The 23,595-nt window shown below is 42.5% G+C and carries 22 protein-coding genes; 8 read left to right on the top strand and 14 right to left on the bottom strand.

Annotation, left to right across the window (positions count from 1 at the left end; translation table 11 throughout):
• Window positions 1–214: 214 nt before the first annotated feature.
• The 5 genes from DW896_RS09685 to DW896_RS09660 all read left to right on the top strand — a co-directional run bounded on the left by DW896_RS09685 (window position 215) and on the right by DW896_RS09660 (window position 7,897).
• Window positions 215–3,556: a TonB-dependent receptor gene (locus DW896_RS09685; protein ID WP_009037763.1), complete on the top strand. Its 3,342-nt coding sequence runs from the start codon at window positions 215–217 to the stop codon at window positions 3,554–3,556.
• Between the two features lie 19 nt (window positions 3,557–3,575).
• Window positions 3,576–5,474 carry a RagB/SusD family nutrient uptake outer membrane protein gene (locus DW896_RS09680; protein ID WP_005834695.1) on the top strand — a complete coding sequence of 633 codons (1,899 nt, stop codon included), beginning with the start codon at window positions 3,576–3,578 and terminating at the stop codon, window positions 5,472–5,474.
• A gap of 258 nt (window positions 5,475–5,732) precedes the next feature.
• Window positions 5,733–7,010 carry a phage integrase SAM-like domain-containing protein gene (locus DW896_RS09675; RefSeq protein ID WP_004293508.1) on the top strand — a complete coding sequence of 426 codons (1,278 nt, stop codon included), beginning with the start codon at window positions 5,733–5,735 and terminating at the stop codon, window positions 7,008–7,010.
• Window positions 7,011–7,188: 178 nt separating this feature from the next.
• Window positions 7,189–7,365 (top strand): histone H1, encoded by a 177-nt coding sequence (locus DW896_RS09670; protein WP_004293509.1) that lies wholly within the window; start codon window positions 7,189–7,191, stop codon window positions 7,363–7,365.
• A 295-nt stretch (window positions 7,366–7,660) separates the two neighbouring features.
• A complete protein-coding gene (locus tag DW896_RS09660; RefSeq protein ID WP_008860755.1) occupies window positions 7,661–7,897 on the top strand; it encodes a hypothetical protein in 237 nt (78 codons plus the stop codon).
• Between the two features lie 23 nt (window positions 7,898–7,920).
• Here the strand turns inward: DW896_RS09660 and DW896_RS09655 are convergent, their stop codons facing one another.
• A complete protein-coding gene (locus tag DW896_RS09655) occupies window positions 7,921–8,202 on the bottom strand; it encodes an HU family DNA-binding protein (protein ID WP_008142902.1) in 282 nt (93 codons plus the stop codon).
• Window positions 8,203–8,338: 136 nt separating this feature from the next.
• Here DW896_RS09655 and DW896_RS09650 point away from each other — a divergent pair, with 136 nt between their 5' ends.
• The 3 genes from DW896_RS09650 to DW896_RS09640 are packed head-to-tail and all read left to right on the top strand — an operon-like array spanning window position 8,339 to window position 11,403.
• Complete coding sequence (locus DW896_RS09650; RefSeq protein ID WP_008860756.1) at window positions 8,339–8,773, top strand: DUF5675 family protein; 435 nt, start codon at window positions 8,339–8,341, stop codon at window positions 8,771–8,773.
• A gap of 5 nt (window positions 8,774–8,778) precedes the next feature.
• Window positions 8,779–10,368, top strand: coding sequence for a phage terminase large subunit (locus tag DW896_RS09645; RefSeq protein WP_119993159.1), 1,590 nt, complete (start codon window positions 8,779–8,781; stop codon window positions 10,366–10,368).
• A 15-nt stretch (window positions 10,369–10,383) separates the two neighbouring features.
• Complete coding sequence (locus tag DW896_RS09640) at window positions 10,384–11,403, top strand: hypothetical protein (protein ID WP_004293514.1); 1,020 nt, start codon at window positions 10,384–10,386, stop codon at window positions 11,401–11,403.
• Between the two features lie 453 nt (window positions 11,404–11,856).
• On the opposite strand, the gene DW896_RS09630 is transcribed toward DW896_RS09640, so the two are convergent.
• The 13 genes from DW896_RS09630 to DW896_RS21470 form a co-directional block, all read right to left on the bottom strand.
• Entirely contained in the window at window positions 11,857–12,555 is a 699-nt protein-coding gene (locus DW896_RS09630; protein ID WP_004293516.1) for a DUF4276 family protein, read from the bottom strand.
• Window positions 12,552–13,676: an AAA family ATPase gene (locus DW896_RS09625; RefSeq protein ID WP_004293517.1), complete on the bottom strand. Its 1,125-nt coding sequence runs from the start codon at window positions 13,674–13,676 to the stop codon at window positions 12,552–12,554. Before DW896_RS09625 ends, DW896_RS09630 begins: the two co-directional genes overlap by 4 nt.
• Before the next feature lie 330 nt (window positions 13,677–14,006).
• Complete coding sequence (locus DW896_RS09620; protein ID WP_004293518.1) at window positions 14,007–14,372, bottom strand: hypothetical protein; 366 nt, start codon at window positions 14,370–14,372, stop codon at window positions 14,007–14,009.
• 36 nt (window positions 14,373–14,408) lie between these two features.
• Window positions 14,409–15,569 (bottom strand): non-hydrolyzing UDP-N-acetylglucosamine 2-epimerase, encoded by a 1,161-nt coding sequence (gene wecB, locus DW896_RS09615; protein ID WP_004293519.1) that lies wholly within the window; start codon window positions 15,567–15,569, stop codon window positions 14,409–14,411.
• Between the two features lie 4 nt (window positions 15,570–15,573).
• Window positions 15,574–16,272: a WecB/TagA/CpsF family glycosyltransferase gene (locus DW896_RS09610; protein ID WP_004293520.1), complete on the bottom strand. Its 699-nt coding sequence runs from the start codon at window positions 16,270–16,272 to the stop codon at window positions 15,574–15,576.
• Window positions 16,273–16,286: 14 nt separating this feature from the next.
• Window positions 16,287–17,480: a glycoside hydrolase family 88 protein gene (locus tag DW896_RS09605; RefSeq protein WP_119993157.1), complete on the bottom strand. Its 1,194-nt coding sequence runs from the start codon at window positions 17,478–17,480 to the stop codon at window positions 16,287–16,289.
• 9 nt (window positions 17,481–17,489) lie between these two features.
• Window positions 17,490–17,978 (bottom strand): serine O-acetyltransferase, encoded by a 489-nt coding sequence (locus tag DW896_RS09600; RefSeq protein ID WP_004293522.1) that lies wholly within the window; start codon window positions 17,976–17,978, stop codon window positions 17,490–17,492.
• A gap of 11 nt (window positions 17,979–17,989) precedes the next feature.
• Complete coding sequence (locus DW896_RS09595) at window positions 17,990–18,418, bottom strand: acyltransferase (protein ID WP_004303995.1); 429 nt, start codon at window positions 18,416–18,418, stop codon at window positions 17,990–17,992.
• Window positions 18,415–19,497 (bottom strand): glycosyltransferase family 4 protein, encoded by a 1,083-nt coding sequence (locus tag DW896_RS09590; protein WP_004293524.1) that lies wholly within the window; start codon window positions 19,495–19,497, stop codon window positions 18,415–18,417. The genes DW896_RS09595 and DW896_RS09590 overlap by 4 nt, the downstream gene beginning before the upstream one ends.
• Window positions 19,498–19,619: 122 nt before the next feature.
• Window positions 19,620–20,861, bottom strand: coding sequence for a hypothetical protein (locus tag DW896_RS09585; RefSeq protein ID WP_004293525.1), 1,242 nt, complete (start codon window positions 20,859–20,861; stop codon window positions 19,620–19,622).
• A complete protein-coding gene (locus DW896_RS09580; protein WP_004303994.1) occupies window positions 20,845–22,101 on the bottom strand; it encodes an oligosaccharide flippase family protein in 1,257 nt (418 codons plus the stop codon). The genes DW896_RS09585 and DW896_RS09580 overlap by 17 nt, the downstream gene beginning before the upstream one ends.
• A gap of 96 nt (window positions 22,102–22,197) precedes the next feature.
• Complete coding sequence (wecC, locus tag DW896_RS09575; RefSeq protein WP_119993155.1) at window positions 22,198–23,403, bottom strand: UDP-N-acetyl-D-mannosamine dehydrogenase; 1,206 nt, start codon at window positions 23,401–23,403, stop codon at window positions 22,198–22,200.
• On the bottom strand, window positions 23,400–23,561 hold the full coding sequence (locus tag DW896_RS21470) for a hypothetical protein (protein WP_004293528.1): 162 nt from the start codon (window positions 23,559–23,561) through the stop codon (window positions 23,400–23,402). The genes wecC and DW896_RS21470 overlap by 4 nt, the downstream gene beginning before the upstream one ends.
• Window positions 23,562–23,595: the final 34 nt, after the last annotated feature.

Below are 23,595 nucleotides of genomic sequence, written 5' to 3'. Positions count from 1 at the left end.
AGGTACTTAAAAAAAATATTTTATAATAGTGTTGCGGAATTAAGGATAAATAGAAAAAAAGAGAGATAATATAAAAGTTATGAACCTTTAAATAAAGAAAATGCCTATGAGAAATTAAAGAAATCTTCGGAAATGGTCTGACAATTCCGAACTATATGATTCCCTTACCCTAATTTTGAAAAACTGGTTTAATTAACAAAATCATCAATCACTTATGAATGAAGATCGCAAAAAACGAGGACTTGCCAATGGTAAGTTCTTTACGGCGGTGGCAATCTGTGCTCTGTTTTTAGGCAGTGGCAACGTGATGGCTGCCCAAACAGCATCCGACGACTCGCAAGGAGTACAAGAACAGATGCAATCTATCTCTGTGACTGTTACAGTTGTAGATACAAAAGGTGAACCTATTATTGGCGCCAATGTCATTGAGAAAGGTACGACCAATGGTGGTATTACGGATTTGGATGGAGTTTCCAAATTAAATGTAAAGCCCGGTGCTATTCTGCAAGTATCATTTGTGGGATATACTACTCAAGAAGTCAAGGCAACTTCGGTAATGAAGGTTGTTTTGAAAGATGATACGGAATTGTTGGATGAAGTTGTCGTAGTAGGCTATGGTGCACAGAAAAAGGTGAACCTGACCGGTGCGGTGGCTTCCGTGGACGTGAACAAAACAATTGATAGCCGTCCTATCACGGATATAGGCCGTGCCTTGCAGGGGGCGGTACCGGGATTGACCATTACTACTAACTCCGGTGAGATAGGTGGTGCGCCTACTATCAAGATTCGTGGTAGTATCGGTTCTCCGAATGGTGACTCCAAACCGTTGATTCTGGTAGATAATGTGGAAGTAACGGATATTTCTATGGTGAATCCGGACGATATTGAAAGTATTTCTGTATTGAAAGACGCCGCTTCTGCTTCTATTTACGGTGCCCGTGGTGCATTTGGCGTATTGCTGATTACCACAAAATCAAGAAGTAAACATGAACGTCTCTCTGTAAAATATACCAATAACTTTGCATGGCGTACGCCGACCAAGACACCCGAACAACTTCCGGGATGGCAGCAGGCTGATATTAACTTGCAAGGTGTAATCAATCAGACTAAGGGGTCTACCGCATTTTATAACGTAGTGGGTAATATGCGTGTGGATGCTACACATGTGCAGAAAATGAAGGATTACTGGGACAAATATGGCTATGGTGACCAGTTTGGTCGTGAGATGGAATTGGGTCGTGACTTTGAGTTCCGCGATGGCGGTATGTTCTTTATCCGTACTTGGGACTGGTATGATGAATACATCAAGGACTGGGCTCCGCAGCAGAACCATAGCCTTTCTATCAACGGTGGCAACGGAAAGACTAATTACAATATCGCTTTGGGATATCTGAGCCAGGATGGTATGATGAAAGTCAATTCGGACAACTATAAGCGTTACAATGCCAATATCTCTTTGAACTCTGAATTAAACAAATATGTGTCTATCCGTACAGGTGTCATGTTCACCCGTTCTGACTACGACAAGCCATTCAACTATAATACTGATCTTTACGACCCGATGTACTATCTGTATCGTTGGCAGCCGATGATGCCTTACGGTACTTTTGAAGGCAAGGAGTTCCGTAACGCCTTGACCGAACAGAAAAGTGCTCCTATTACCACAAAAGAACGTGAGTATCTGCGTTTGACAGGTGGTGCAACTATCAAGCCTATCAAAGATTTAACACTGGATATAGATGTTGCTTATAGCAGCGTGGAAAATCGCTATAAGAAGTATGGTACACCGAGCTTGACCAGTGGTTATGAAATCTTCACTGCCCGTCCGTCTGTTGAGGCATTACGTGATTCTTATGGCAGTTATCTATCTGCTGCTACTTATGATTATGTATATCAGGAAACCGGACGCACGGAGAATCTGACAGCCAATTTCGTGGCAACTTATGCCAAACGCTGGGGAGATCATGATTTTAAGGCAATGGCAGGTTCCAGCCTTGAAAAGAGCGAATATGAATATTACTGGGCGCAACGCAAAGGTCTGCTCGACCCCGCAAAACCGGAATTGAATCTGGCTACAGGTGACCAGACTACAAGCTCCTCGCATACTTGGTGGTCTGTAGCAGGCTTCTTCGGACGTCTTAATTATTCTTATAAAGACCGATATATGTTGGAACTGAACGGCCGTTATGACGGTTCCTCCCGTTTCCCCTCTGGGAATCGTTTCGGTTTCTTCCCATCCATGTCTGCCGGTTACCGTATTTCTGAAGAACCGTTCATGCAGTCACTGAAGCCTTATCTGAGTACGTTGAAGATTCGCGGCTCTTGGGGTATGATTGGTAACCAGGATGTAGGTACCGACCGTTATATCTCCACTCTGTCCACTTCTGTAGACAGTTGGATTATCGATGGAAAGAAAGTACAGTCAACACAAAAACCGACTATTGTGTCTTCAACCCTTACTTGGGAGAAGGTTACTACACTTGACCTTGGCTTGGATGCCCGTTTCTTCAATGACGCTTTGGGAGTAACGTTTGATTGGTATAACCGTACTACCAGTGATATTTTGACTACTGCCAACCTACCTGCCACATTGGGTGCTGACGCTCCATATGAAAATATGGGTACTATCCAGACCAAAGGATGGGAACTTGCCATTGACTATCGCCATACCTTCAAGAATGGTCTGCACTTTGGCGTGACGGCTTCTGTTGCCGATGACAAGACTGAAGTAACCAAGTGGACGTATAATACAAAGATTCCTTCTTATGGAGCTACCGGCTGGTGGGATAAGAGTGCTTATAAAGAAGGTATGGTTTTGGGAGATATCTGGGGCTTGCAGTTCGACCGTTTCTTGACGGAAGATGACTTTAATGCTGACGGTTCTTTGAAAGCCGGTTTGCCCGACCAGACTAAAGTATTCCCTGCCGGTTATCAATTTGCTCCCGGTGATGTGCTTTATAAAGACCTCGACAACAACGGTGAAATCGTAAAACAGACCAATACAAATGACAAGGGTGACCTTAGTGTTATAGGTAACGCCCTGCCGCGTTTACAGTTTGGTTTGAATCTGGATGCTGCTTGGAAAGGCTTTGATATAAGCATGTTCTTCCAGGGGGTAGCCAAAAGAAAACTTTGGGCGGCAGGTAACCAGGTATTACCAGGCTTTACTACCGGTGAACCCTTCTACAAAGGTGCTGAGGATTATTGGACTCCCGAAAACACAGATGCTTTCTATCCCCGTCCGATGGATTACAAGCAGTCTGCTTCGGGTAACTATAGCGTGAATGACCGCTATTTGCTGAATATGGCTTATCTGCGTCTGAAGACGTTTACTGTAGGATATTCTCTTCCTAAGGTTTGGTTGAGTAAATTCAAAGTGCAAGGTTTGCGTGTTTATTTCACTGGTGAAAACCTTTTCACCATCGACGGTGTGAAACCTGCTATCGATCCGGAAATAGGAATACGTACGGCCAGTGGTAAGAGTGACCAGCGTAACTTTGGCCGTAGCTATCCATACCAGAAGACAGTGTCGTTCGGTATTCAGCTTAGTTTATAATCTAATAGTAATTGCAGTTATGAAAAAGAAAAATTTATTATACATCGTTTGTGCGTTGGCAATGGGCTCGCTCTGCGGTTGCGACGATTTTTTGAATAAAGACCCGCAGGACAAGCAGACCAATGACACTTATTGGCAGACTGAAACTTCTTTGCGTACTTATGCGCAAGACTTCTATTCTTCCTACTTTACAGGATATGGTACCGACTATACTGTTTTTGCCGGTTATTTCTCTGGAGATGACTATACGGATGATTTTATCAATCTGAATAATGCAAATACAAACGGTTCAGGATATATTTATTTCTCCACTTCTGCCACTACGGACTGGAATAGCCAGACAGGAACTTGGTCGGGCAATTATAGTGTTATTTATAAAGCCAATGTCATGCTTGAGAAGATTCCCGGAATGAATATTTCGGACGAAGCCAAGAGACACTGGGAAGGTATTGCACGCTATTTCCGTGCAATGGCCTATAGTACGCTGGCAAAGTATTATGGCGGTGTTCCTTACTACGATAAGGTGACAGACCCGGCAGACCCGGCTCTTTATAAAGACCGTGATTCTTATTTGTATGTAGCGCAGAAGATACAAGAGGATTTTCAATATGCATTGGATAATGTACGTACGGATGATACGAAGCGCCAAGTCAACAAATATGTGGTTGGTGCGTATATGTCACGCGAAATGCTGTATCATGCCACATGGCTGAAGTATCACGGTACTACTGTAGGTCCTACTTCAGAGAAGGTGGCGGATGGTGATATTAAGAACTTGCTGCAAGGAGCCATTAATGGTGCAGAGGTAGTGATGAACTCTGGTATCTATTCAATAGGCAATACCTATAATGCTTTGTTTACTACGGACGATTTGGCTAACAATCCGGAAGTCATCTGGTATCGTGAATATACAAGCGGTTTGCAGTGTAATGCTTTGATGTCCTACAATGGTCCGGAAGATCAGACTCAGGGTGGTGTGACGCAAGATGTAATCAACACTTATCTTTGTAGTGACGGTTTGCCGATAGGTCAGTCTCCGCTGTATCAAGGTAAGGAAGACCCGAGTATTCAGAAGTCATTTCAAGACCGTGACCCGCGTTTGTATCAAACAGTTGCCGACAGTCTTCGTATCATGAGCGCCATGGGGACAAATTATACCGAAGGTACATCACCAACGGGATATCCTACCAAAAAGTTCTTGAACGACGAGTGGTGGGTGGCTGGTCTGGATTATTGTACCGGTAGATTAAGTCCGGCTGATGCGCCGTGCATCCGCTATGCGGAAGTATTGCTGAACTATGTAGAGGCGCGTTATGAGATTGCCCAAGTGGGTGGTAACGCTTTCACTCAGAGTGACCTTGACAAGTCTATCAATGAACTCCGTGACCGTCAGCTGACGAAGTGGGGAGATACTGAAGCCAAGACAATGCCGAAAGTTCAACTGAATGGCGGCAACTTGAGTGTGAATGGAGTTGTTATCAATGACCCTGCCCGTGACCCTGATGTCAATCCGGTTTTGTGGGAAATCCGTCGTGAGCGTCGTATTGAGTTGATTATGGAAGGCCGTCGTGGTGAAGACCTCCGTCGTTGGGCCAAGTTTGAATACTTAAACTCAGAAGATGCAAATGGTTATCCTGCCATGTCTTTCCTGGGTGCTTATGTCAATATGGCCGATTATCCGGAAATATCTTCAAAAGATGATTCCGGCAAGAGAGTGCTCTATCTGTTCGACCCGGAGAATCCGGGTAATGAGGATACTGAAAAAGGGTATATTTATTATCTTCGTGAAAAGGAACTTCGTATATTCAAGGCTGGTGAATTGAATTCGGAACGCTACTATTTGCGTGCCATACCGGCTGCACAGCTGACTATTTATGAGAATAAAGGTCAGGTGTTGACTCAGAACCCAGGCTGGTAATACCATAAAGTGGATTATAAAAATAAGGGATGTCATTTCTAGGCACACCCTTTTTTCGGACACAACTTTTGTGATTAGGAAAAATAGTTGATTGATAACGAGTTAGTAAATGACACAAGTACGGATTTATCCGTATAAACATTATTTCGCTAAGGAAACTACTCTTTTCATGTAGGTTTCTATGTAGGTTAATTAATACCAATTGATTCCTACTAATGCGAATTAATAATAAGTCATTAACTAACTCGTTATCAGTCTATGTACACGATTAACATCAGGGGTAAGCAGAACCCGAAAGACACCAAGATGGTCAAGCTGGAGATAATTTTCTTCAAGACCGGTTACGCCCGTGTGCCGAAGGTTATAAACATCACAGGGCTATTAAAAGACTGGGATGTCAAGTCTCAGAGTTTCCGTGTAGGGAGTGCGGAGGCCACTACCAAGAACAAACTGCTTTTCGATTTGCGAACCAAATATCTGCATGTCGCCGATACCTGGGAGATGGAAGGCAGGAACTGGTCGCCCGTCCAGCTATCACATTGCTTCGATGAAATCAAGGCGGCCAAACCCGAGGTCAAAGTAAAGAGTGTCCAGCAGATGATCGATTATCTTGAAGAGACATTCAAAAACAAGAAACGCATCAAGAACGGTCAGATTGTCGACAGCACGACCAATGCTAAACGGTATGTCTATCTCAAGCGTGAACTGCAGGCGTTTACAAAGGAAAAATATGAAAAAGCCTTTTCCTCTTATTTCTTTACGGATATTACAGAAGAGTTTCTTCTTGACTTTGCGTTTTGGCTTAAAGAAAGAGGTATCAGAAATGGCAACAAGGCCGGACTTACACACAAACTAAGGTTGCTCCGTGCCGTATGCAGGCAGGCAGAAAAGAAAGAGATGTACGGGGTGAATATGGATAACTTCCTCTGTCTCGGTGATGATATTAATTGGCCGGAAACCACTTCAAGAGCAGTTCCGGAAACAGTCATAGCTAAAATCGCAAATGTTGACCGTACCTTGTTTACGAAAAAAGAGCAGTTGCATCTTGATTTGTTCCTGTTCAGCTACTATACCGGAGGTATGGCGAATGTCGATGTATGTAACCTGACATGGGATTTGGTCCAGGAAGACCGCATCGTCTATGAACGTATCAAGTTTCCCAAAACAGCCAAACCGGAATTACTCAGTAAAGCAAAAGCCATCATGAATAAATACCGTGGGCAAAGTTATGGAAATTATGTATTTCCTGTTTTTACTCATAAACACACGACCACTTCCAAGAAGACTACACGTGTCAAGCAAATTTCCACACGCCTTTCACAAACCTTGACGAAAGCATGCAAGATGCTGCGCATTAAAGAAAACATCACATGGTATTCCGCCCGTGGCTCTTTCATATCGAAGATGGTAGATGCCGGTAACAATCCGTATGTGGTTGCAGAGATGGCTGGTAACAGCCCATTGACCATCTATAAGCATTACTACAAGAATACAAAGCGGGAAGAAATCAAGCGGCAGATGGAAGAAATGTTCTGACCAGACATATCCATAAAGTTGTAAACACCTTGACAATTTCTCTGATGGATAAATCATACGGTATAATGGCTGTTAAAAGTCATTGATTACCAATGTGATATTTATTATATTGACAGAATCGCTCTTATTCTTGATTATTTTCACTACCTTTGTAGTCAATAACTTAAATAATATTTATATGAAAGAGTTGGTTTCAAAGATACAGGAAGTATATGCTACATTCTCCACGGATGCGGCACTTCAGATTGAAAAAGGCAACAAGGCCGCAGGTACCCGTGCCCGCAAGACTTCGTTGGAATTGGAAAAACTGATGAAAGAGTTTCGTAAGGTTTCCTTGGAAGAATCCAAGAAATAGCCTTTACACGTCCGGTCGTTATCACATAATGCCGGTTCTTCTGCAGATGCGGCATAAAAACCATATTGGCAGAACAACATAATAAAATACGGAAAGCGTTAGCTTTTGTCATGCACCGAAATCTGGTAAATTTCACTTATCCGCAGGACAAACAGTTTTCGCCTATGCTTTTGCGTGGGCTTAACTTGTTTGCGGATAGGTTTACCAGAACCTCGGTGCTACGGGTTATGTCCCACGCTTTTTGGTCTTGGTACATTGAATGCTTGACGGGACTCAAGCCAAATACGGAGATATTATGAACGACATGAATCTGATGGATGAACTTTTGAAAATTCCGGCCGATGCAACTGCCGCTACCGTACAAGGCATAGAAATGCTTCTTATCGATGAAAACAAGGCGGGGGCTTTATTGGAGTCGGATCCTAATGACAACACCATCCACGAATGCCTTTTAAGCAACGGCCGTTTCCTGTTCCAATCGGACAATGCCAACCTCGTTGCCCTGTATAAAGTAACAGGAGCATCTGAATAACGCTCCTGTTGCATATAATCACCTTATTTGTCTGATTTCATCCTTCCTGCAAAGGCTTTTGACGGTTTGAATGCCGGGATATTGTGGGCAGGCACTATTATCGTGGTATTCCTGCTTATGTTGCGTGCTGTCTTTTCCGCACGGTGTTTGATGATAAAAGAACCGAAGCCGCGAAGATAAACCTCCTCGCCGTTTATCATGGAAGACTTTACGCTATCCATGAATCCTTCGACAACTTGTAACACGACCTGCTTCTCCAGACCGGTCTGCGTTGCTATTTCCCTGACGATATCCGCTTTTGTCATATTAACTCTTGATTAAATACTGTCAATCCGGTCACAAAGATACATCATTTCCTGAAATATCCTCCTTTTACAAACACATATAATAAACATTAGCCGGCGTCCGTCTCTACTCTTTCGATACAAATAGTATCGAAGTATGAAGCTGACACTCAACCGCAAATTCAAAGGTCAGACCTATACCATAGGCGACCTGTCCATCAACGGCAAATTTTTCTGTAACACCATCGAAGATGCCGTGAGGAAACTTCCGGCAACCTGTCCGGATACTCCTCGCGGCCGTTCCTGCACATGCAGGGAGAAGGTCTATTCCAAGACCGCCATTCCTGCCGGGACTTATAAAGTTACCCTTCAGTACAGCCCCAAGTACAAGAAAAAAATGCCATATCTGCACGATGTACCGCATTTCCTTGGCATCCTAATCCATTCAGGCAACACCGAGGGAGATTCCGCCGGCTGTATCATCGTGGGAAAGAATACGGTCAAGGGAAAAGTTTTGGAATCCCGTACTACATTCCAAAAACTGTATGCCATGCTCGAGTCCGAAAGGGACATAACCATTCAGATTATATAAATCGAATGGCGGTCAACAGGCTCAAACCACCCAGAAACCTGCGCATCGAGTTCAAACCGTCCCCACGGCAGTATGAACTCTGGAAACTGTTGCAACCGAACTATTGTCCCCATTGTGGCGGGGAGATCGAGCAAATCCTTATCGGTTATGACCAGCAAGGCAACCCTCAGTACAGGCCTCAATGCAGGCATTGCAAGTCGCAGAACCTGCCGCAGCTGATACTGGGAGGCGGAGCGGCCGGCGGCGGAAAATCGTATATCGGCAGCGTTTGGCTGGTGTCTTCATGTATTCGGTTCGAGAATATCCGTGCGGTGGTGGCCCGTAAGACACTCAAGTCGTTAAAGGAATCGACATGGAACACCATCAAGTCGATTCTGAAGGACTGGGGACTGAAAGAGGATAAAAACTACAAGATAAACAACCTCGAAGGCACGCTCACATTCTGGAATGACTCGGTCATCATCATGAAGGAGATGGCGGATATCCCCAGCGACCCCAACTTCGAGCGTTTCGGCTCTTCGGAATATACCATCGCCATGGTGGACGAGGTGTCGGAAATCTCGGAACGGGCCGTCGAAGTGCTGTTCTCCCGTCTCCGCTGGAGAACCCATGAGACATTCAAGACCCCGAGAATGCTGCTCACCACCAATCCGACAATTAACTGGGTGCGTTCCCGCTTCGTGCAGGACGAAAACGGAGACAAGGTCATCTGCCGCGAGGGTGAAGCGTATATACCTTTCTCCGTGTTTGACAACCCGAATATCGCTTTCCGTCAGGTGTACGAGGCGGCCCTGAACAAGATCCGGGACCAGGCGACAAAAGAACGCCTGCTCTATGGCAACTGGGATTTCGTGGAAGCCAACGATATGGCGATTTATAACAGTTTCGACGGCTCCCGGCATCTCGTTACCGGACTGAAAGAAAAAGCGTACGATCCGATCAAGCCGCTCATCACGGTGTGGGACTTCAATGTTGCCCCCCAAATGTCGGTACTCTCCGCACAAATAGACTATGAAAACAGGAAGGTCTATATACTGGAAGAGATACTCGGCAAGCCGGAGGAAAAGGAGAACAACACACCTGCGTTGGCACGGAAAGTACGCTTAAAACTTTACCGGGACAAGCATATTGGCGGAGTGGATGTGACCGGTGACCCTTCCGGGTTACAACGCTCCACCACCAACGAGGACGGCATCAACAACTATACCATCATCACGGACACTTTCGGCAGAGGAATCCTGCGACCGAAGGTAAAGCTATTACGCAAGCAGCCTCCGCAGGCTACACGGTGCGAGTTCGTCAACGAGGTATTCGGGGGCTATGAAGGCTGGGAGATACAAATCGATATCAAATGTCGCAAACTTACCCAGGATCTGATTTACCAGCTTCGTAACGAGGACGGTACCAAGAGCAAACAGAAGACCACCGACCCGAAAACCGGTGTCAAATATGAACGGTACGGGCACTTGTCCGACTGCCTTGACTACCTGCTCTGTTACTACCTGCGTGACAGCTGGTACAAGTTCAAGAGCGGAGGCGACGGGAACGGGTATGTGGTATCCACATCGGTAATTCAGGAAGGATTTTCATACTAATAACGGAACAAGGATATGTACAGACGGTTTCTCAATAATGACGACTATCTTGGGATAATTACTCCGGAAGCCCTGGCACAACTCACGCGGGGCAATGATGCACGATTCATCCAGGCGGAAGAATCGACGGAGATGAGTATCGTGGAATATTTGTCGGAGAACTACGAGATTGAAAAGGAACTTGCAAAAGGAAAATATATCGCCGAATACGACCGTCGGATTACCTATCCCGTGGGTGTGCATGTCTATTTCGAGGGACAAATCCATGAGGTGATACGCTCCGTCAGCGGCTATCGCAAGCCGGCAACGGTTGTCTATTGGGAAGAGAGTTCTGATATCCGTGTCGATGCGGGACAAGTTGTAAATTATTCCCAGTTCAACACCTATTATCCGGGAGATAAAGTGAATTATAACGGCATTGTTTATACTTGTCTTAATGAAAACGGGTACAAGTTCGATGATGTCCGTATCCCGTTGGTCGGCGGTTGGATCGAGGCGGAAGCCTCGTTATGGCAGCCTGTCGAGTATCCTCTGTGGGCAGTCGTCGAGTATGAAGGAGCATTCTATACTTTGATGACGCTTGAAGGTTTCGATTACAATCTTGACCCGATGGTTTCCGACTGCTGGGGAGCCATAGCCGATTACGATTCATCATACAATGCCTATGAGTTGTCGGAACACGAATATGTCGTTTATGACGGACGGGTATTTTACCCGGAAACGGATGTGAACGCGGACACACCGCAAGTCGGGCAGAACCTCTCGTTGCATGACCCCCGCAACTACAATCTCAAGAAGCACATGGTCCGGCTGGCCATCTACGAACTCACGAAACTCATTGCTCCGAATAATGTCAGTGTTGTCCGCATGCGCGATTACGAGGATAGCATGAAATGGCTCAATGATGCCGCCAAACTACGGCTTAATCCGCAGATTCCCCGCAAAGTCGATGACTCGAAGAAACCTGTCACCGACTGGCAACTGGCTACTTTCCAGACGGATTATGATCCGTATAAGAATCCGTGGATGGTGTAAATAGAAAAAGTATTAGGTATCAGAGAAATAATTGTTACATTTTTTCAACTGACTAAATAACAGAAGAATGTCGATGCCTTATACCTTACGAGCAACTAATCAAATCTAGCATCTCGTTACTTATCTAAATTTTTTAATTAGTAATATCTGGTAAATGCCGGAATTCCGGAATGAGGGATAGAAAAGTGAAAGAACTCTTTCGTACAAAAAAACAGATTTTCGGGCATTGAAAGAATAATTGATAATCAGTTATTTGTGCTGTTTTTTGACCAAAAACTTGTTTTTTGGACAGAGCAAAAATTGTCTTCTCAATTAAAAGATGGGAAACTCGCAGTCTTTATATAGCGAGTATTTCTTCCTACACCCTCTTTCTGTATAATCCCCATCTCTTCCATTTTTGAGATAAACACTCGAACCTGTCTGTCAGAACCTTGATATTATCTGATTACAGAATCAGCAGTCTATCAACTTTTCTATCCATTCATTGAAGTGACTGCACCGGGCACGAAGTTCATCCATGCCGACACTTTTGGTAACATCTTTGCCGGTAGCCGGCTTATTGTAGTTGTAATGCTGTTTTTTGTCTCCTTCTATCGCCTTGATAATACGTTTGCTCGGAGCCGTTTCCGGACTATTGTTTATCAGCTCGGGGTTGCTGGTTTTCTCCAGGTCTTTTTTCAGCTGTTCGCAGCGTTTCTCACAACCGGGGTAACGCTTTGCCAGATAGTCAATACCGCAAAAGAGCAGAGCTTCAAATTCATGCAGCTGAATATAGGGAATGAAACGACTATCGTTGATTGCTTCAGCAAACGCCGTTTCCAATGCTGCGACACGGGCGTAAGGCTCACCGATTGCTTTGGCTGCTTCATAACCGGGAAAATCATCCGGCAATGCGTAGAGGTCGAACATCGTTGTGAAAACATGACGTTCGTATTCGCCGTCCATCTTCATTTTCCGCAACAGTTCTAGGTCTGTCACCGCCTGAGCATAGCTCAGCATTCCACCACGGGCATTCTTTTTCTTGTTAGTGGTAATCAGGATGCTTTTTACACCTGCCACACCTTGCGCTTGCAGGTAGGGACGCAACACTTCCTCCACAAATCCCTGTTCCGTCTGTCCCTCACAAAGGACATGAATAATCTTCGCTTTCATACGGGACGTCCTCCTATGATGTTTTTGTCCCAAAGTTCGCTCACCGTATAGTTCTGAAGCCAAAGATGATATTCTTTGGCGTCAAGGTGAGTGACAGAGGTTGCCTGCGTTTCCTTGTTCATTTCCACCACAGAGATATCGCCGATGTCGAAATGATCGACCAAATCCTTGCTCTGCGTGGCAATAATGACCTGTGCGTGTATGGACGCATCCTTAATCATTTCTGCCAGCTGGCTGATGGCATAGGGATGCAAGCCAAGTTCCGGTTCATCCAAAATGATGACGTTGGGCATTGTCTGGGCAGGCTGCAGAAGCAAGGCGGCCAGGGCAATGAAACGGATAGATCCGTCGGAGAACTGGTAGGCATTGAAACGATAGTCCGTGGCAGAATTATCTATCCACCGGAGAGAAATGATACCACCCACGGGCTCCAGATAGAAGTCCTGGAACTGGGGAACTACGTCACGGACATAGTCAACAATCCGGTTGTAGGCATCCTTGTAGTTCTCCCGCAGGAACAGCAGGAAAGAAGGCAGATTGTTTCCGTGCGACTGGAGGTAATTGGCCGTCTCGACGGGACAAGCCTGACGTAGCGGCCCCTCTGTCGATGAATCGTGAAACTGATATACCTTGCAGTAAGAAAGCATCTGGAAAATAGTTTTGGCAACCGGATCCTCACACTCTGCGAGAGCGGACTCCTTGAAATTCGGTTCCAGTGCTATCTCATAGGGCTTTTTCTCCCCCTTGCGATGCCATGTAATCCGCTCTTCCGTGATAATCAGCCTGTCGGGAGTGGCATTGGCCAATGAAAAGCCATAAACATCCATGGAATTGCTGTCGGCAAACTTCAGTTCTCCGGACATGACCGGTGTCCGTTTAATGCCGTAATGCAGCAAGGCATGAGACGTGCCCGATATTTCCACATATCTCCCGAATGACTTGCTCATCATGTAGCTCAGCATCCGGAAAAAACTGATGATATTGCTCTTGCCTGCACCGTTGGCACCCAACAAGATGCTGACATCACCCAGCTTCAAGGTCACAGGTCTGTCATAGGCTATGGATTTATATCCTCTGATCGTGACTTCTTGTAATTTAGTCCTTTGGTATGTCTTTGCCATTATCGTCATATTATTGATTGAATTACAAAAATAACCATAAATCCCAATACGAACGAAGGAATGCTCAAAAAACTATAGAGTTAATTTGTCCGGAGTCTGAAGGCATAAATAAGAAATCTGTTTTTCTTTTTAGCTAGGTCGGATTTTCAGTTCTGCTATGTGTTTCTTCTTCTCCAAGCCCTTTGTGGTAAATCCTTCACATCGAAATGGGAAAAAGACGTGCAGAACAAGCGGAACACTCGGTAAATGCCGGGATTCCTGAATGAGGGATAAAAAGTGAAACGCCTGCCAATGATAACAAAACCAGCAGGCGTCATTTATTATATTTTGTCATTTTACGAATGTGACATCTCCTTCCACAACTTCCCAGTCGTCGATTTCAGCTCCTATTCCCGGTGTGCGAAGCCCGTCCGTACCGAGTATAAGCGAGATTTGACATTCCTGTCCCGCTTTGAAATTCGGAATGGACAGGTAATCATAGACCATTTCATTCAAGTGAACTTGGATGAAAGGCTCTACCGGGCTGTAGTCTAACGGCAAGGTGGCAATGTAATGTCCGTCGCCGGTATGGTCTTCCGCAGCCACAGACAAGAAGTTACCGTTGCCGTCCATACAATTGAGCCAAATGTCTGCCTCTGTTATGCTGCCGATGTCTTTGTCCGCCTGCAATACGACATTCACCTTCGGTACTAACATATTTCTTCTGGTGAATGTGTCAAGAAAATACAAAAGTTACAACCGAACATTAAGTGTTTGCGTTATACGCATACACGCTTTTCCGTCACCGTAAGGATTAATGGCTTTACTCATTTGCTCATAAGCAGATGCATCATCCAATAAAATCGATACCTCGGAGACAATTTTGTTATAATCGGTTCCTACCAATTTTACCGTTCCTGCATCCAACGCCTCCGGACGTTCGGTGGTGTCACGCATCACCAGTACCGGTTTGCCTAACCCCGGAGCCTCTTCCTGAATACCACCGCTGTCGGTAAGGACAAGGGTCACTTTTTCCATCAGGAACACGAAACTCAGATATTCCAATGGTTCGATAAAGAACATATTTCCCAAACTATTCAAATTCTCCCCGAATACTTCATGGATAGGTTTGCGGACATTGGGGTTCAAGTGCATCGGATAGACAAAGTCCACATATGGATATTTTGCCGTCAGATCCTTAATGGCTGTGCACATGCTGATGAATCCGTCTCCGAAATTTTCACGTCGGTGTCCGGTTATCAAAACGAGTTTCTTGCCATCAGCAAGCCGTGAGGTATCGTAACCCGCTTTTTCCAGCACCCCGGCAAGTTCTTGTTGTAGAGCTCCGTCAGTCTTTATTTTATCAACAACGATATGAAGGGCATCGATGACCGTATTCCCTGTTACGGTTATCTTGTCCTCCTGCACACCTTCCGTCAACAGATTTTTCTTGCTTAAAGCGGTCGGAGAAAAGTGATAGGTGGCAATGCGCCCTGTTATTTGTCTGTTCATCTCCTCCGGCCAAGGGCTGTATATGTTGTGGGTACGCAGGCCCGCTTCTACATGACCTACAGGGATCTGCTGATAGAAAGCTGCGAGTGCGGCGGCAGTAGAAGTGGTTGTGTCACCGTGCACCAATACCACATCAGGTTTCGCCTTGTTCAACACATCACGCATCCCGGTCAGCACACGGGCGGTTACATCATACAGATCTTGCCCCTGCTTCATGATGTTCAAGTCATAATTCGGCTTGATATCGAATATCTGCAACACCTGATCGAGCATTTCACGATGCTGCCCCGTCACGCAGACGATTGTTTCAAAGTCTGCTGATTTTTTTTGGAACTCCTTCACCAACGGAGCCATCTTAATGGCCTCCGGACGAGTCCCGAAGACCAGCATTACCTTCTTCATTGTTCTATAATTTTTTAGTTATCAGCCACCAGGCATACTTTATCAAGTGAATTTGCCGTTTTATTCTTTTCGGTTCTTTGAGCAACCGATAGGCAAATTCAAGATTGTGGTTCACCCACCATTTAGGAGCCCTTTCCACATGGCCAGTATATACATCGAAGCTGCCGCCTAATCCTTGAAAGATGGCTTTGTGTCTATGCTGTATTTCTTCCATCAGTAATTCCTGTTTAGGAGACCCCATAGCCACAAATACCACATCAGGTCTTTTTTCGGTTATGTCTTTTATAAGTCTTTCCCGTTCCTCGTTTGCCTTGATATATCCATCCCGATAACCGATAATGTGAATCCCTGCATATTCTTTACGCAGTTTAGACACAGTTTCTTCTATGATTTGAGGTTTACCACCTATCAAATAAAAAGTCTTTTCTCTATAAAATTGAGCTACAATTTTGAGCCACAACTCACAACCGGGAATTTTACACGCATTTTCAAAACCTTTTTGTTTGAGAGCCATTTGTGCGCCGGCTCCATCGCAATACCCTATGTTCCGATTGATAATTCCTCGTGTCTGATCTGTAGCATGTAAAATTTTCTCAGCATTTATGGCTACTAATATGCCCTTATTATCGTTTACAAAAGACAACAAAGACTGTTCGGAATCGAACGGATATATTTCGACTCCGTTTAAAGAAACTTTATTCATTTATGTTGGAAATTTTATATTGCGAGTAAATAATGCGACATTGCATTAAACATAAATGCATTACTCCATCGCATATACGAGATTTTAGAACTGATGCCAGGTTTTAATTGGTAGTAGAAATACCCCTTTTTATCTTGCATATTTCGGATTGTCCATTGCAATACTTTTTTGGCAAGTTCCTCATATTTTTTCATCTTATGTAGGCGGGTCAATGTTATCAATAGCTGCCCTGGACAATGGATGTCAATAGGATACATTCGGTTATCATAATATTTAGGAGTTCCGTCCGCTTCGAAAAAATGATTGACATAGTAGTCGAAACCTTTTTCGATGTAACCATTGAAAGCATGATCCTCTGTCAACTCTTGATAAGCGATCAGCGCATCTAAATTATATCCTGTATGAAAGCTGTCTACCCAATTCTGTACGGAGAGCATTCCATATACCCAAGCCCCGTCTTCCCGTTGCCCGGAACAACAGGCTTTAATGGATAGCTCCGCTAGTCTTTTGTATTCCTCCTGTTGTGTATAATAAAAACAATAACTCAACAATCGAGAACCGAGCAGCGAAGCATTGAACACAGTGTCATTACCCTCTAACGGACTATAAGAAAAGAGAAAGCCACCATTATACGGCGTGCGATGCAAATCTTTTATTACAAAATCCGCTGCACTTAATGCAATCTCCAAATAGTGTTTGTTCCTAGTTATTTCATATGCCTGCATCAGTGCCGTGGCACAGAAATTTGTAGCAACTACTGTGGGCGTGAATTTGGGAAAAAGAAACAGACGGCGTGCCTGCCAATCGAAGTTATACCCCCAGCAAGCACCGCTGTAGCCTTTAGATTGTAAGGATATAAGCAACTCTGCCAATTCTTCAATCCGAGCCTTTATCATCTCCAACGTTCCCATTTTTTCGGATAATTGCGGATGATTTTCCACAACTTTATACAGATTGCAATATCCGGACAAGAACAGCCCGATACCTTTTGCGTTATACTCTTTCGGAACGAAAGCCATCCGTCTCATATTGAAAGGGCAACGCTTGAAACCTTGTATGACCATCAATCTGCACAATACAGACTTTTTCAGCAGCGGAATTGCCTGAAAAATTTTAGAGTTGAGACCATCATACGGATCCCAACCCTTGAAATGTTCAGTCTCACAATAAATTTTTAGCTTATAAAAAGCATCTGCAATATCATTCATTGGTGTTATTCATTTTGTCAAGAATGGCATACGGCCATCTTTATACTTTGGGTTTGTCTCAATCGCATAATCAAGATTCTTTCTCCAGCCAATAATCTTTGCCGGACATCCTGCTACAATAGCACCTTTGGGAACACTTCGGTTGACAAATGAATTTCCAGCGATTACCACATCATCTTCTATTACAACAGGGCCAGCAATAATAACATTAGGTCCCACCCAAACATTATTCTTTAGACAAGGAACTTCTTTATATGGAAACTGCCGTACAGTAGAAAATCGCAATCCTAATACGCAATTTTCTCCGATTTCTGTTCCCGGTATTAAGACAGTGCTAATCCCTTTGCACACACAGTATGACCCTTTTCCTATTTTTGAATCAGCGGTTATTTTTGAATTGAAAATGAGAAAAATCAATAGTTGTACGATTTTGGGCAAAACCGGAATATGGCGTTCAAATAGCCAACGTTCTACCCTATAGAATGATATAATGTCCATATGAATTAATCCTACCGTTTTCTTATAAATTTTGCGGGATTTCCTGCCCAAACTTCATTGGCTGGTATATCTTTGGTCACAACAGAACCTGCTCCAATTATAGCTCGCTCTCCAATTGTTACAGGTTTTACCACCAAAGTATTCATTCCGAGATAGGCGCCTTTGCAGATATGAACCTTCCCCCTGTCGTAACTTCCAGTATTAGGATTCATGAAATGTGTTACTATTTTCACCCCCGATGTCAAACGAACACCTTCTTCGATAAAAATATCTTGTGGATAATTTGTGTCAAATATGACGCCCTCACCGATAAACGTTCTTTTGGGGCTGATTATCTGCACTCCACCCCATTTGCAAACTAATGGTCTCCATGCCCTTGATTTCATGGGTAGATGTTGGAGGTGTAAAAATATTAGCTTCTTGATTCTCAGAATATTCATAGCTCAATATATTTCTTTAGTGTATTTTCAAATTTTCGGACAACAACGGATGCAACAAAATGGGTTTTCGCATATTCGGAATTATATATTGATACACTCCTCATTTTAGCAGGATTCTCGATATATGGTTTCATTGCTTCTGCAAAAACTGCCGGATCTAACGAACTTGATATATATCCCATCTTTCCATTTTCAAAGAAATCTATTAGGCCACCCACTTTTCTGGTAAAAATAGGGAGTCCGAAAATCATTGCTTCCAAAACCACAGTTGGCATACCTTCCGTATAACTTAGAAACAAATACATATCGGCGTTAATGTATTCCTTTTTAAAATCTTCCCCACGTAACTCTCCAGTAAAACGGACATCCTTTATTTTCTTATTCTCAACATATTGTTTCAACATAGGAAGTTCTGAGCCATCACCGACAAAGGTCAATGTCAGATCCTTGTATTGTGACTTAAGTATTGAAAATGTATCGACTGTTTCATATACACCCTTGGCCTTTTCTATTCGCCCGCTATACATAATGTTTTCGGCTTTTCCTTGTCTCATCGAAAGGTCAAAACCTGAAATAAAATAATCGGGTACTTTTGTCGAAGTTAGATGTATATCAGATTTTATCCCCCTCCTTATCAATTCATTCTTGAAATCTTGGGATAACACAAAAATACACAAGGCCTTATTCAAATTGGCACTTATCCATTTCCAATCTGCATTTTTAGCATACTCGAAATTGAAACCATGAATAAATACGGATGTTTTCTTTCTGAAAAATCGGCAAATGTTTAAATATATAAAATCTCGTTTTAAGGCTTTATCTCCAAGCGATGGGTTAAGTAGTACTATATCAGGTTTAAAGCAAATCAATCGGATTATAAAACGGATAATTAAAAATGGATAAAATATATTACGCCAAGGCTTACGACCGAAATAAAAATATTCAATATTTTCTTTCCAATACTCTTTAATCCCTAAATAATAATTAGTTACTCCTCCATATCCGGATTTAGTGGGAACAGTTATTAATACCCTCATTGTTAGTGTTTCAATTGATATGATTAAAATAATTAAGAACATTGAACATCAACGGTTAATCTATTTTCGTTTTCTGATGTTATGCCTTTTTGGTTGTTCGTATTGGTAGCTATCCATAGACCATACATCAGCACGATGAGAAATTCAGATTACAAAATTTTTCATCATGAACATAGATTACTAAACCATAAGTTTAGTTGGAACAACATGTGCCTCTGTTCAACTAATGGTGTAACAATGAAATACAATACCGGTATAATTGTAACCATAGTTATTAGTAGCTGGGACTTAAAACTCAATTTGGATTGAATATCCATAACCCACATATATGTAAAAACATATAAGAATAGCACGGCAAGTTTGAAGAATCTATCATAAAAAGTCAAACTGACATATCCGAAATTGGCAAAAGACAATAGGAGAATACAGAACCCCCAGAATTTGACATTCTGCTCCCAAAATTCTTTCCCTATTTTTTTATATAGTATATAGATCACAGCCAAGACACCGAAAACGGCAATTGTTTCACGAAGCAAATAGAACTGATTACCATACTCGCGTATTTCCTCTGCATACTTTCCAACAGACTGTATGATATTTTGATTCCTAACGCTCTCTTTGACGTAGTTTTCAAATATGCCAAATTGTGCGATATTAGTGACAAACGCGATTTTCGCAAAGCGAACGATGAATGATACGATAAGAATTAAATAGTACACTTTAAACCTATATCGCAAGAGTAGGTTTAATACAGCCGCGACACATAAGGCGAGTAGTGAATAGTGAAAACAAATACATAACGCAGATAACCAAAGGTACTTAACGGCTCCTGAATTAAGGTATCTCAAATAGAAGCCAGTAAAAACAAATGCTCCGCTCCAAAAGCGAAAACCGAGAAACCAATAGTATTCTACAGTAAAAATCACTCCCAGGAAGAGTAGCCATGCAGGAATTGACATTTTCTGCATATATAATGGCTGGAGTGGTTTTACGACTCCAAATATAAATAGAGAAGTATATACCACACACGCACAAGCAGAGAAAAAATTCCGGTTATCAGCAATTAAACCAATGAAATATTTAAATAATACAGGATATATTTCTTTGCCATATTTTGATGTTCCAGAGTCCATCCATTGCTCAACCAATGATTTGTCGGCAATACGATGAAAATGCTCATAATGAACCAACAAATCCATTTGTGGCTCATAAAACCAACCAAAATAGAAAGAAAAGATAATAAATAGAATGGGGGCAAACCTTTGTCTGAAAAACATTAATGACAAACACAGTCCTACAAAAGGAATAAATGTCATTATTACAGACAAGATTACAATTAAGGCTAAAGAAATAGCCCAATGTCGAGAATTAGTATCTATATTGTATATCCTATTGTTTATCAACATTACCAACTCTTACTTTATTGGCTAAATATAGGCGCAAAACCAAACATCCCACGTTCGCTATAATCAAAGCCCAAATAACACTTCCTATGCTAATACTGTGAGTAAGAATCAAGACAAGGACAACAATGATGTATATGATTGCAGAATAAATGGTTGTCATATTTACCTCATTGATTTTTCCAAGTACGCCCAAATAAGGGAAACCGAACATGTCAGCTGGCACACTAATCGCCAATAAAAGCAAGAATAGGTTGAAATACGTGGTTATACTTGCTGTTTCAGTCTTAATAAAAATCGGTATAAGATACGGTGATAAGAAATATATACAAGCTAAAGCGATTGTATTGGCAATACATAAAAGCAATACCATCTTAGTCGCTCTACCCATATTTTTTATCCTTGTGAAATATGGGTAAAATATCTGAGATAAAAGCGGAGAAACAAATGATGAATACGCATTATGAAGTTTTTCCGCAGCTGTATATAATCCGACTGCAAAATCTCCAAGAATAAAGCCAAGCACTAAGGTATTCATTGTTTTATAGGCTCTCATCAAAAAAGTTGATGAGAAAAACGGAATACTATCCTTAAGATAAAATTTCACTTCTTGTGCCGAGACTATTTGAAGTTTGATCCCGTATCTTTTTTGGGCAATGAATAAAGCGACAATACCTGAAACAAATGTTTCAAGAGCATAGCACAACATCACCAATGCATAATCATCAGTAGACTTAACGATTAAAAAAATAGGCAATATACATAATAGCTTTATTGGCACGCTGATACGTGTTATATATTTAATGTCCTCCATTGAACGGAAAAGCCAATAGGGAGCAATGACAACCCCTATCAAACGAATAAAGGCTAATATATAAAGCGTGAGTTCATTCCTTAGTGAAGGAATCAACCCTACAACTAAAATATAAACAAATAGAGAACAGAGTATGAGAAAAAACTTACATTGCAGAATAGAAGAAACTATCCTTCCCAATTTTTCTTGATTGTCTCTATTATTGACGACATGCCTGACATTAGATAAATCGAAACCGAACTCATTGAATATCTGAAAGTAAAAGCTAAATATAATGGCAAAATTTACAAGACCGTATTTTTCTACTCCTATAACGTTCAACAAATATGGAATTAGTAGAATTGGTATAATGCTACTGAAACCATAAAGGAGAAACTGATTCCAAATATTTGACAACAATCTTGATTTGAAAACTTGGCTTAATGTCATCTTCTTAAAGCAATAGATTTTCTGTAAATCTGCAATCAGTATATGTGTACGTTTATTGGGAGGGTAAGTCTTGGTAAACTTAATGATTGTCTACCTCTATTGCTTAAATATTCCACAGAAATCAAGTATCACTTTATCATCTTTCCACGGTAGTTCTTTGAAAGGTGTATGGGCTGTAAGGAACACAACAATATCGGCTTTGTCATAAGCCTCTTTATAGTCTGTCAACTTGAACACGTTATGTTCTTTCACATTTGGCTCTACCACTAAAATGTTGGCATTATTACATCCTTGCATTACTTTAGTTGTGATATATTTTGCTGGAGATTCACGCAAATCGTCAATGTCCGGTTTGAATGCCAACCCCATCATTGCTACCACAGGCTTACAGTGATTTTTCAGTTCAAATTCAAACATGGCGTTCTTTACTTTTTCAGCACAATAGAACGATTTATAATTGTTGATTTCGCGTGCTGTAGAAATTATGCGACTTTCAACCGGAAAATCCGCTGTAATGAAATATGGATCGATAGCAATACAATGACCTCCGACTCCACAGCCAGGTTGCAGGATATTTACGCGCGGATGTTTGTTGGCAAGCCTGATAAGTTCCCAAACATTAATCCCTGCCTTGTCGCAAATCAATGAAAGTTCATTGGCAAAAGCTATCTGCACGTCACGACTGCTGTTCTCAGTCAGTTTGCACATTTCAGCGGTCTTGCAATTAGTCCGATGCAGCGTCCCCTGTACGAACTGCGAGTAGAACTCGATTGCTTTTGTTGTACTTTCTTCGTTCATACCGCCAATGACACGGTCGTTATGTACCAACTCATAAATCACATTGCCCGGAAGTACACGCTCGGGGCAATAGGCGATATAAATTTTACCTTCCAATTCAGGACGCTCAGCGAAAATTAAGTCACGCATTTTATCAGTCGTACCAACGGGTGATGTGCTTTCAATTACATATAAGTCACCTTCCTTGAGAAAAGGAAGTACAGCACGAGTTGCCACCTCTACATACGAAATATCAGGCTCATGATTACCTTTGAACGGGGTGGGAACAACCATAAAGTAAGCGTCACTTGTCTCCGGCTTCGTGCTTGCGTGCAATGTCCCGTTTTTCACAACTTCTTGCAGCATTTCTTCCATCCCCGGTTCAATGATGTGGAGCTTACCTTGATTGGTCAGCTCTACAACTTTGGGGTTGATGTCAACACCCGTTACCTGTACTCCGTGCTTTGCTGCGATAATGGCTGTAGGCAATCCGATATAGCCCAAGCCCATAAAACATGCTTTCATAAAATTGAGTTTAATTGAAATTCTTTTGATTGGTCATTCATACTTTTGAACAGTTCATCCAGCTTTTTCACAAAATTGTCTTTTTGGCTATCGGAAAGTTCCTTATCTTTTAACTGCTCTATAATGGAATGATAAAGAGCCTTTTCTCCGCTTGTCATCTTGTTGTTTATTAATAGGAATTTTTGTTATAGC

It is taken from the genome of Bacteroides sp. AM41-16 (assembly GCF_003603495.1).
GTDB classification, from domain to species: domain Bacteria; phylum Bacteroidota; class Bacteroidia; order Bacteroidales; family Bacteroidaceae; genus Bacteroides; species Bacteroides uniformis.
Note: the sequence above shows the minus strand (reverse complement) of the source record. Positions and strands in the feature narration are given on the sequence as shown.

Bases quoted from the DNA above. Each gene is read 5' to 3' on its own strand.
- DW896_RS09685 (WP_009037763.1), top strand. From the start codon at position 215: ATGAATGAAGATCGCAAAAAACGAGGACTTGCCAATGGTAAGTTCTTT.
- DW896_RS09680 (WP_005834695.1), top strand. From the start codon at position 3,576: ATGAAAAAGAAAAATTTATTATACATCGTTTGTGCGTTGGCAATGGGC.
- DW896_RS09675 (WP_004293508.1), top strand. From the start codon at position 5,733: ATGTACACGATTAACATCAGGGGTAAGCAGAACCCGAAAGACACCAAG.
- DW896_RS09670 (WP_004293509.1), top strand. From the start codon at position 7,189: ATGAAAGAGTTGGTTTCAAAGATACAGGAAGTATATGCTACATTCTCC.
- DW896_RS09660 (WP_008860755.1), top strand. From the start codon at position 7,661: ATGAACGACATGAATCTGATGGATGAACTTTTGAAAATTCCGGCCGAT.
- DW896_RS09655 (WP_008142902.1), bottom strand. From the start codon at position 8,202: ATGACAAAAGCGGATATCGTCAGGGAAATAGCAACGCAGACCGGTCTG.
- DW896_RS09650 (WP_008860756.1), top strand. From the start codon at position 8,339: ATGAAGCTGACACTCAACCGCAAATTCAAAGGTCAGACCTATACCATA.
- DW896_RS09645 (WP_119993159.1), top strand. From the start codon at position 8,779: ATGGCGGTCAACAGGCTCAAACCACCCAGAAACCTGCGCATCGAGTTC.
- DW896_RS09640 (WP_004293514.1), top strand. From the start codon at position 10,384: ATGTACAGACGGTTTCTCAATAATGACGACTATCTTGGGATAATTACT.
- DW896_RS09630 (WP_004293516.1), bottom strand. From the start codon at position 12,555: ATGAAAGCGAAGATTATTCATGTCCTTTGTGAGGGACAGACGGAACAG.
- DW896_RS09625 (WP_004293517.1), bottom strand. From the start codon at position 13,676: ATGGCAAAGACATACCAAAGGACTAAATTACAAGAAGTCACGATCAGA.
- DW896_RS09620 (WP_004293518.1), bottom strand. From the start codon at position 14,372: ATGTTAGTACCGAAGGTGAATGTCGTATTGCAGGCGGACAAAGACATC.
- wecB (WP_004293519.1), bottom strand. From the start codon at position 15,569: ATGAAGAAGGTAATGCTGGTCTTCGGGACTCGTCCGGAGGCCATTAAG.
- DW896_RS09610 (WP_004293520.1), bottom strand. From the start codon at position 16,272: ATGAATAAAGTTTCTTTAAACGGAGTCGAAATATATCCGTTCGATTCC.
- DW896_RS09605 (WP_119993157.1), bottom strand. From the start codon at position 17,480: ATGAATGATATTGCAGATGCTTTTTATAAGCTAAAAATTTATTGTGAG.
- DW896_RS09600 (WP_004293522.1), bottom strand. From the start codon at position 17,978: ATGGACATTATATCATTCTATAGGGTAGAACGTTGGCTATTTGAACGC.
- DW896_RS09595 (WP_004303995.1), bottom strand. From the start codon at position 18,418: ATGAATATTCTGAGAATCAAGAAGCTAATATTTTTACACCTCCAACAT.
- DW896_RS09590 (WP_004293524.1), bottom strand. From the start codon at position 19,497: ATGTTCTTAATTATTTTAATCATATCAATTGAAACACTAACAATGAGG.
- DW896_RS09585 (WP_004293525.1), bottom strand. From the start codon at position 20,861: ATGTTGATAAACAATAGGATATACAATATAGATACTAATTCTCGACAT.
- DW896_RS09580 (WP_004303994.1), bottom strand. From the start codon at position 22,101: ATGACATTAAGCCAAGTTTTCAAATCAAGATTGTTGTCAAATATTTGG.
- wecC (WP_119993155.1), bottom strand. From the start codon at position 23,403: ATGAAAGCATGTTTTATGGGCTTGGGCTATATCGGATTGCCTACAGCC.
- DW896_RS21470 (WP_004293528.1), bottom strand. From the start codon at position 23,561: ATGACAAGCGGAGAAAAGGCTCTTTATCATTCCATTATAGAGCAGTTA.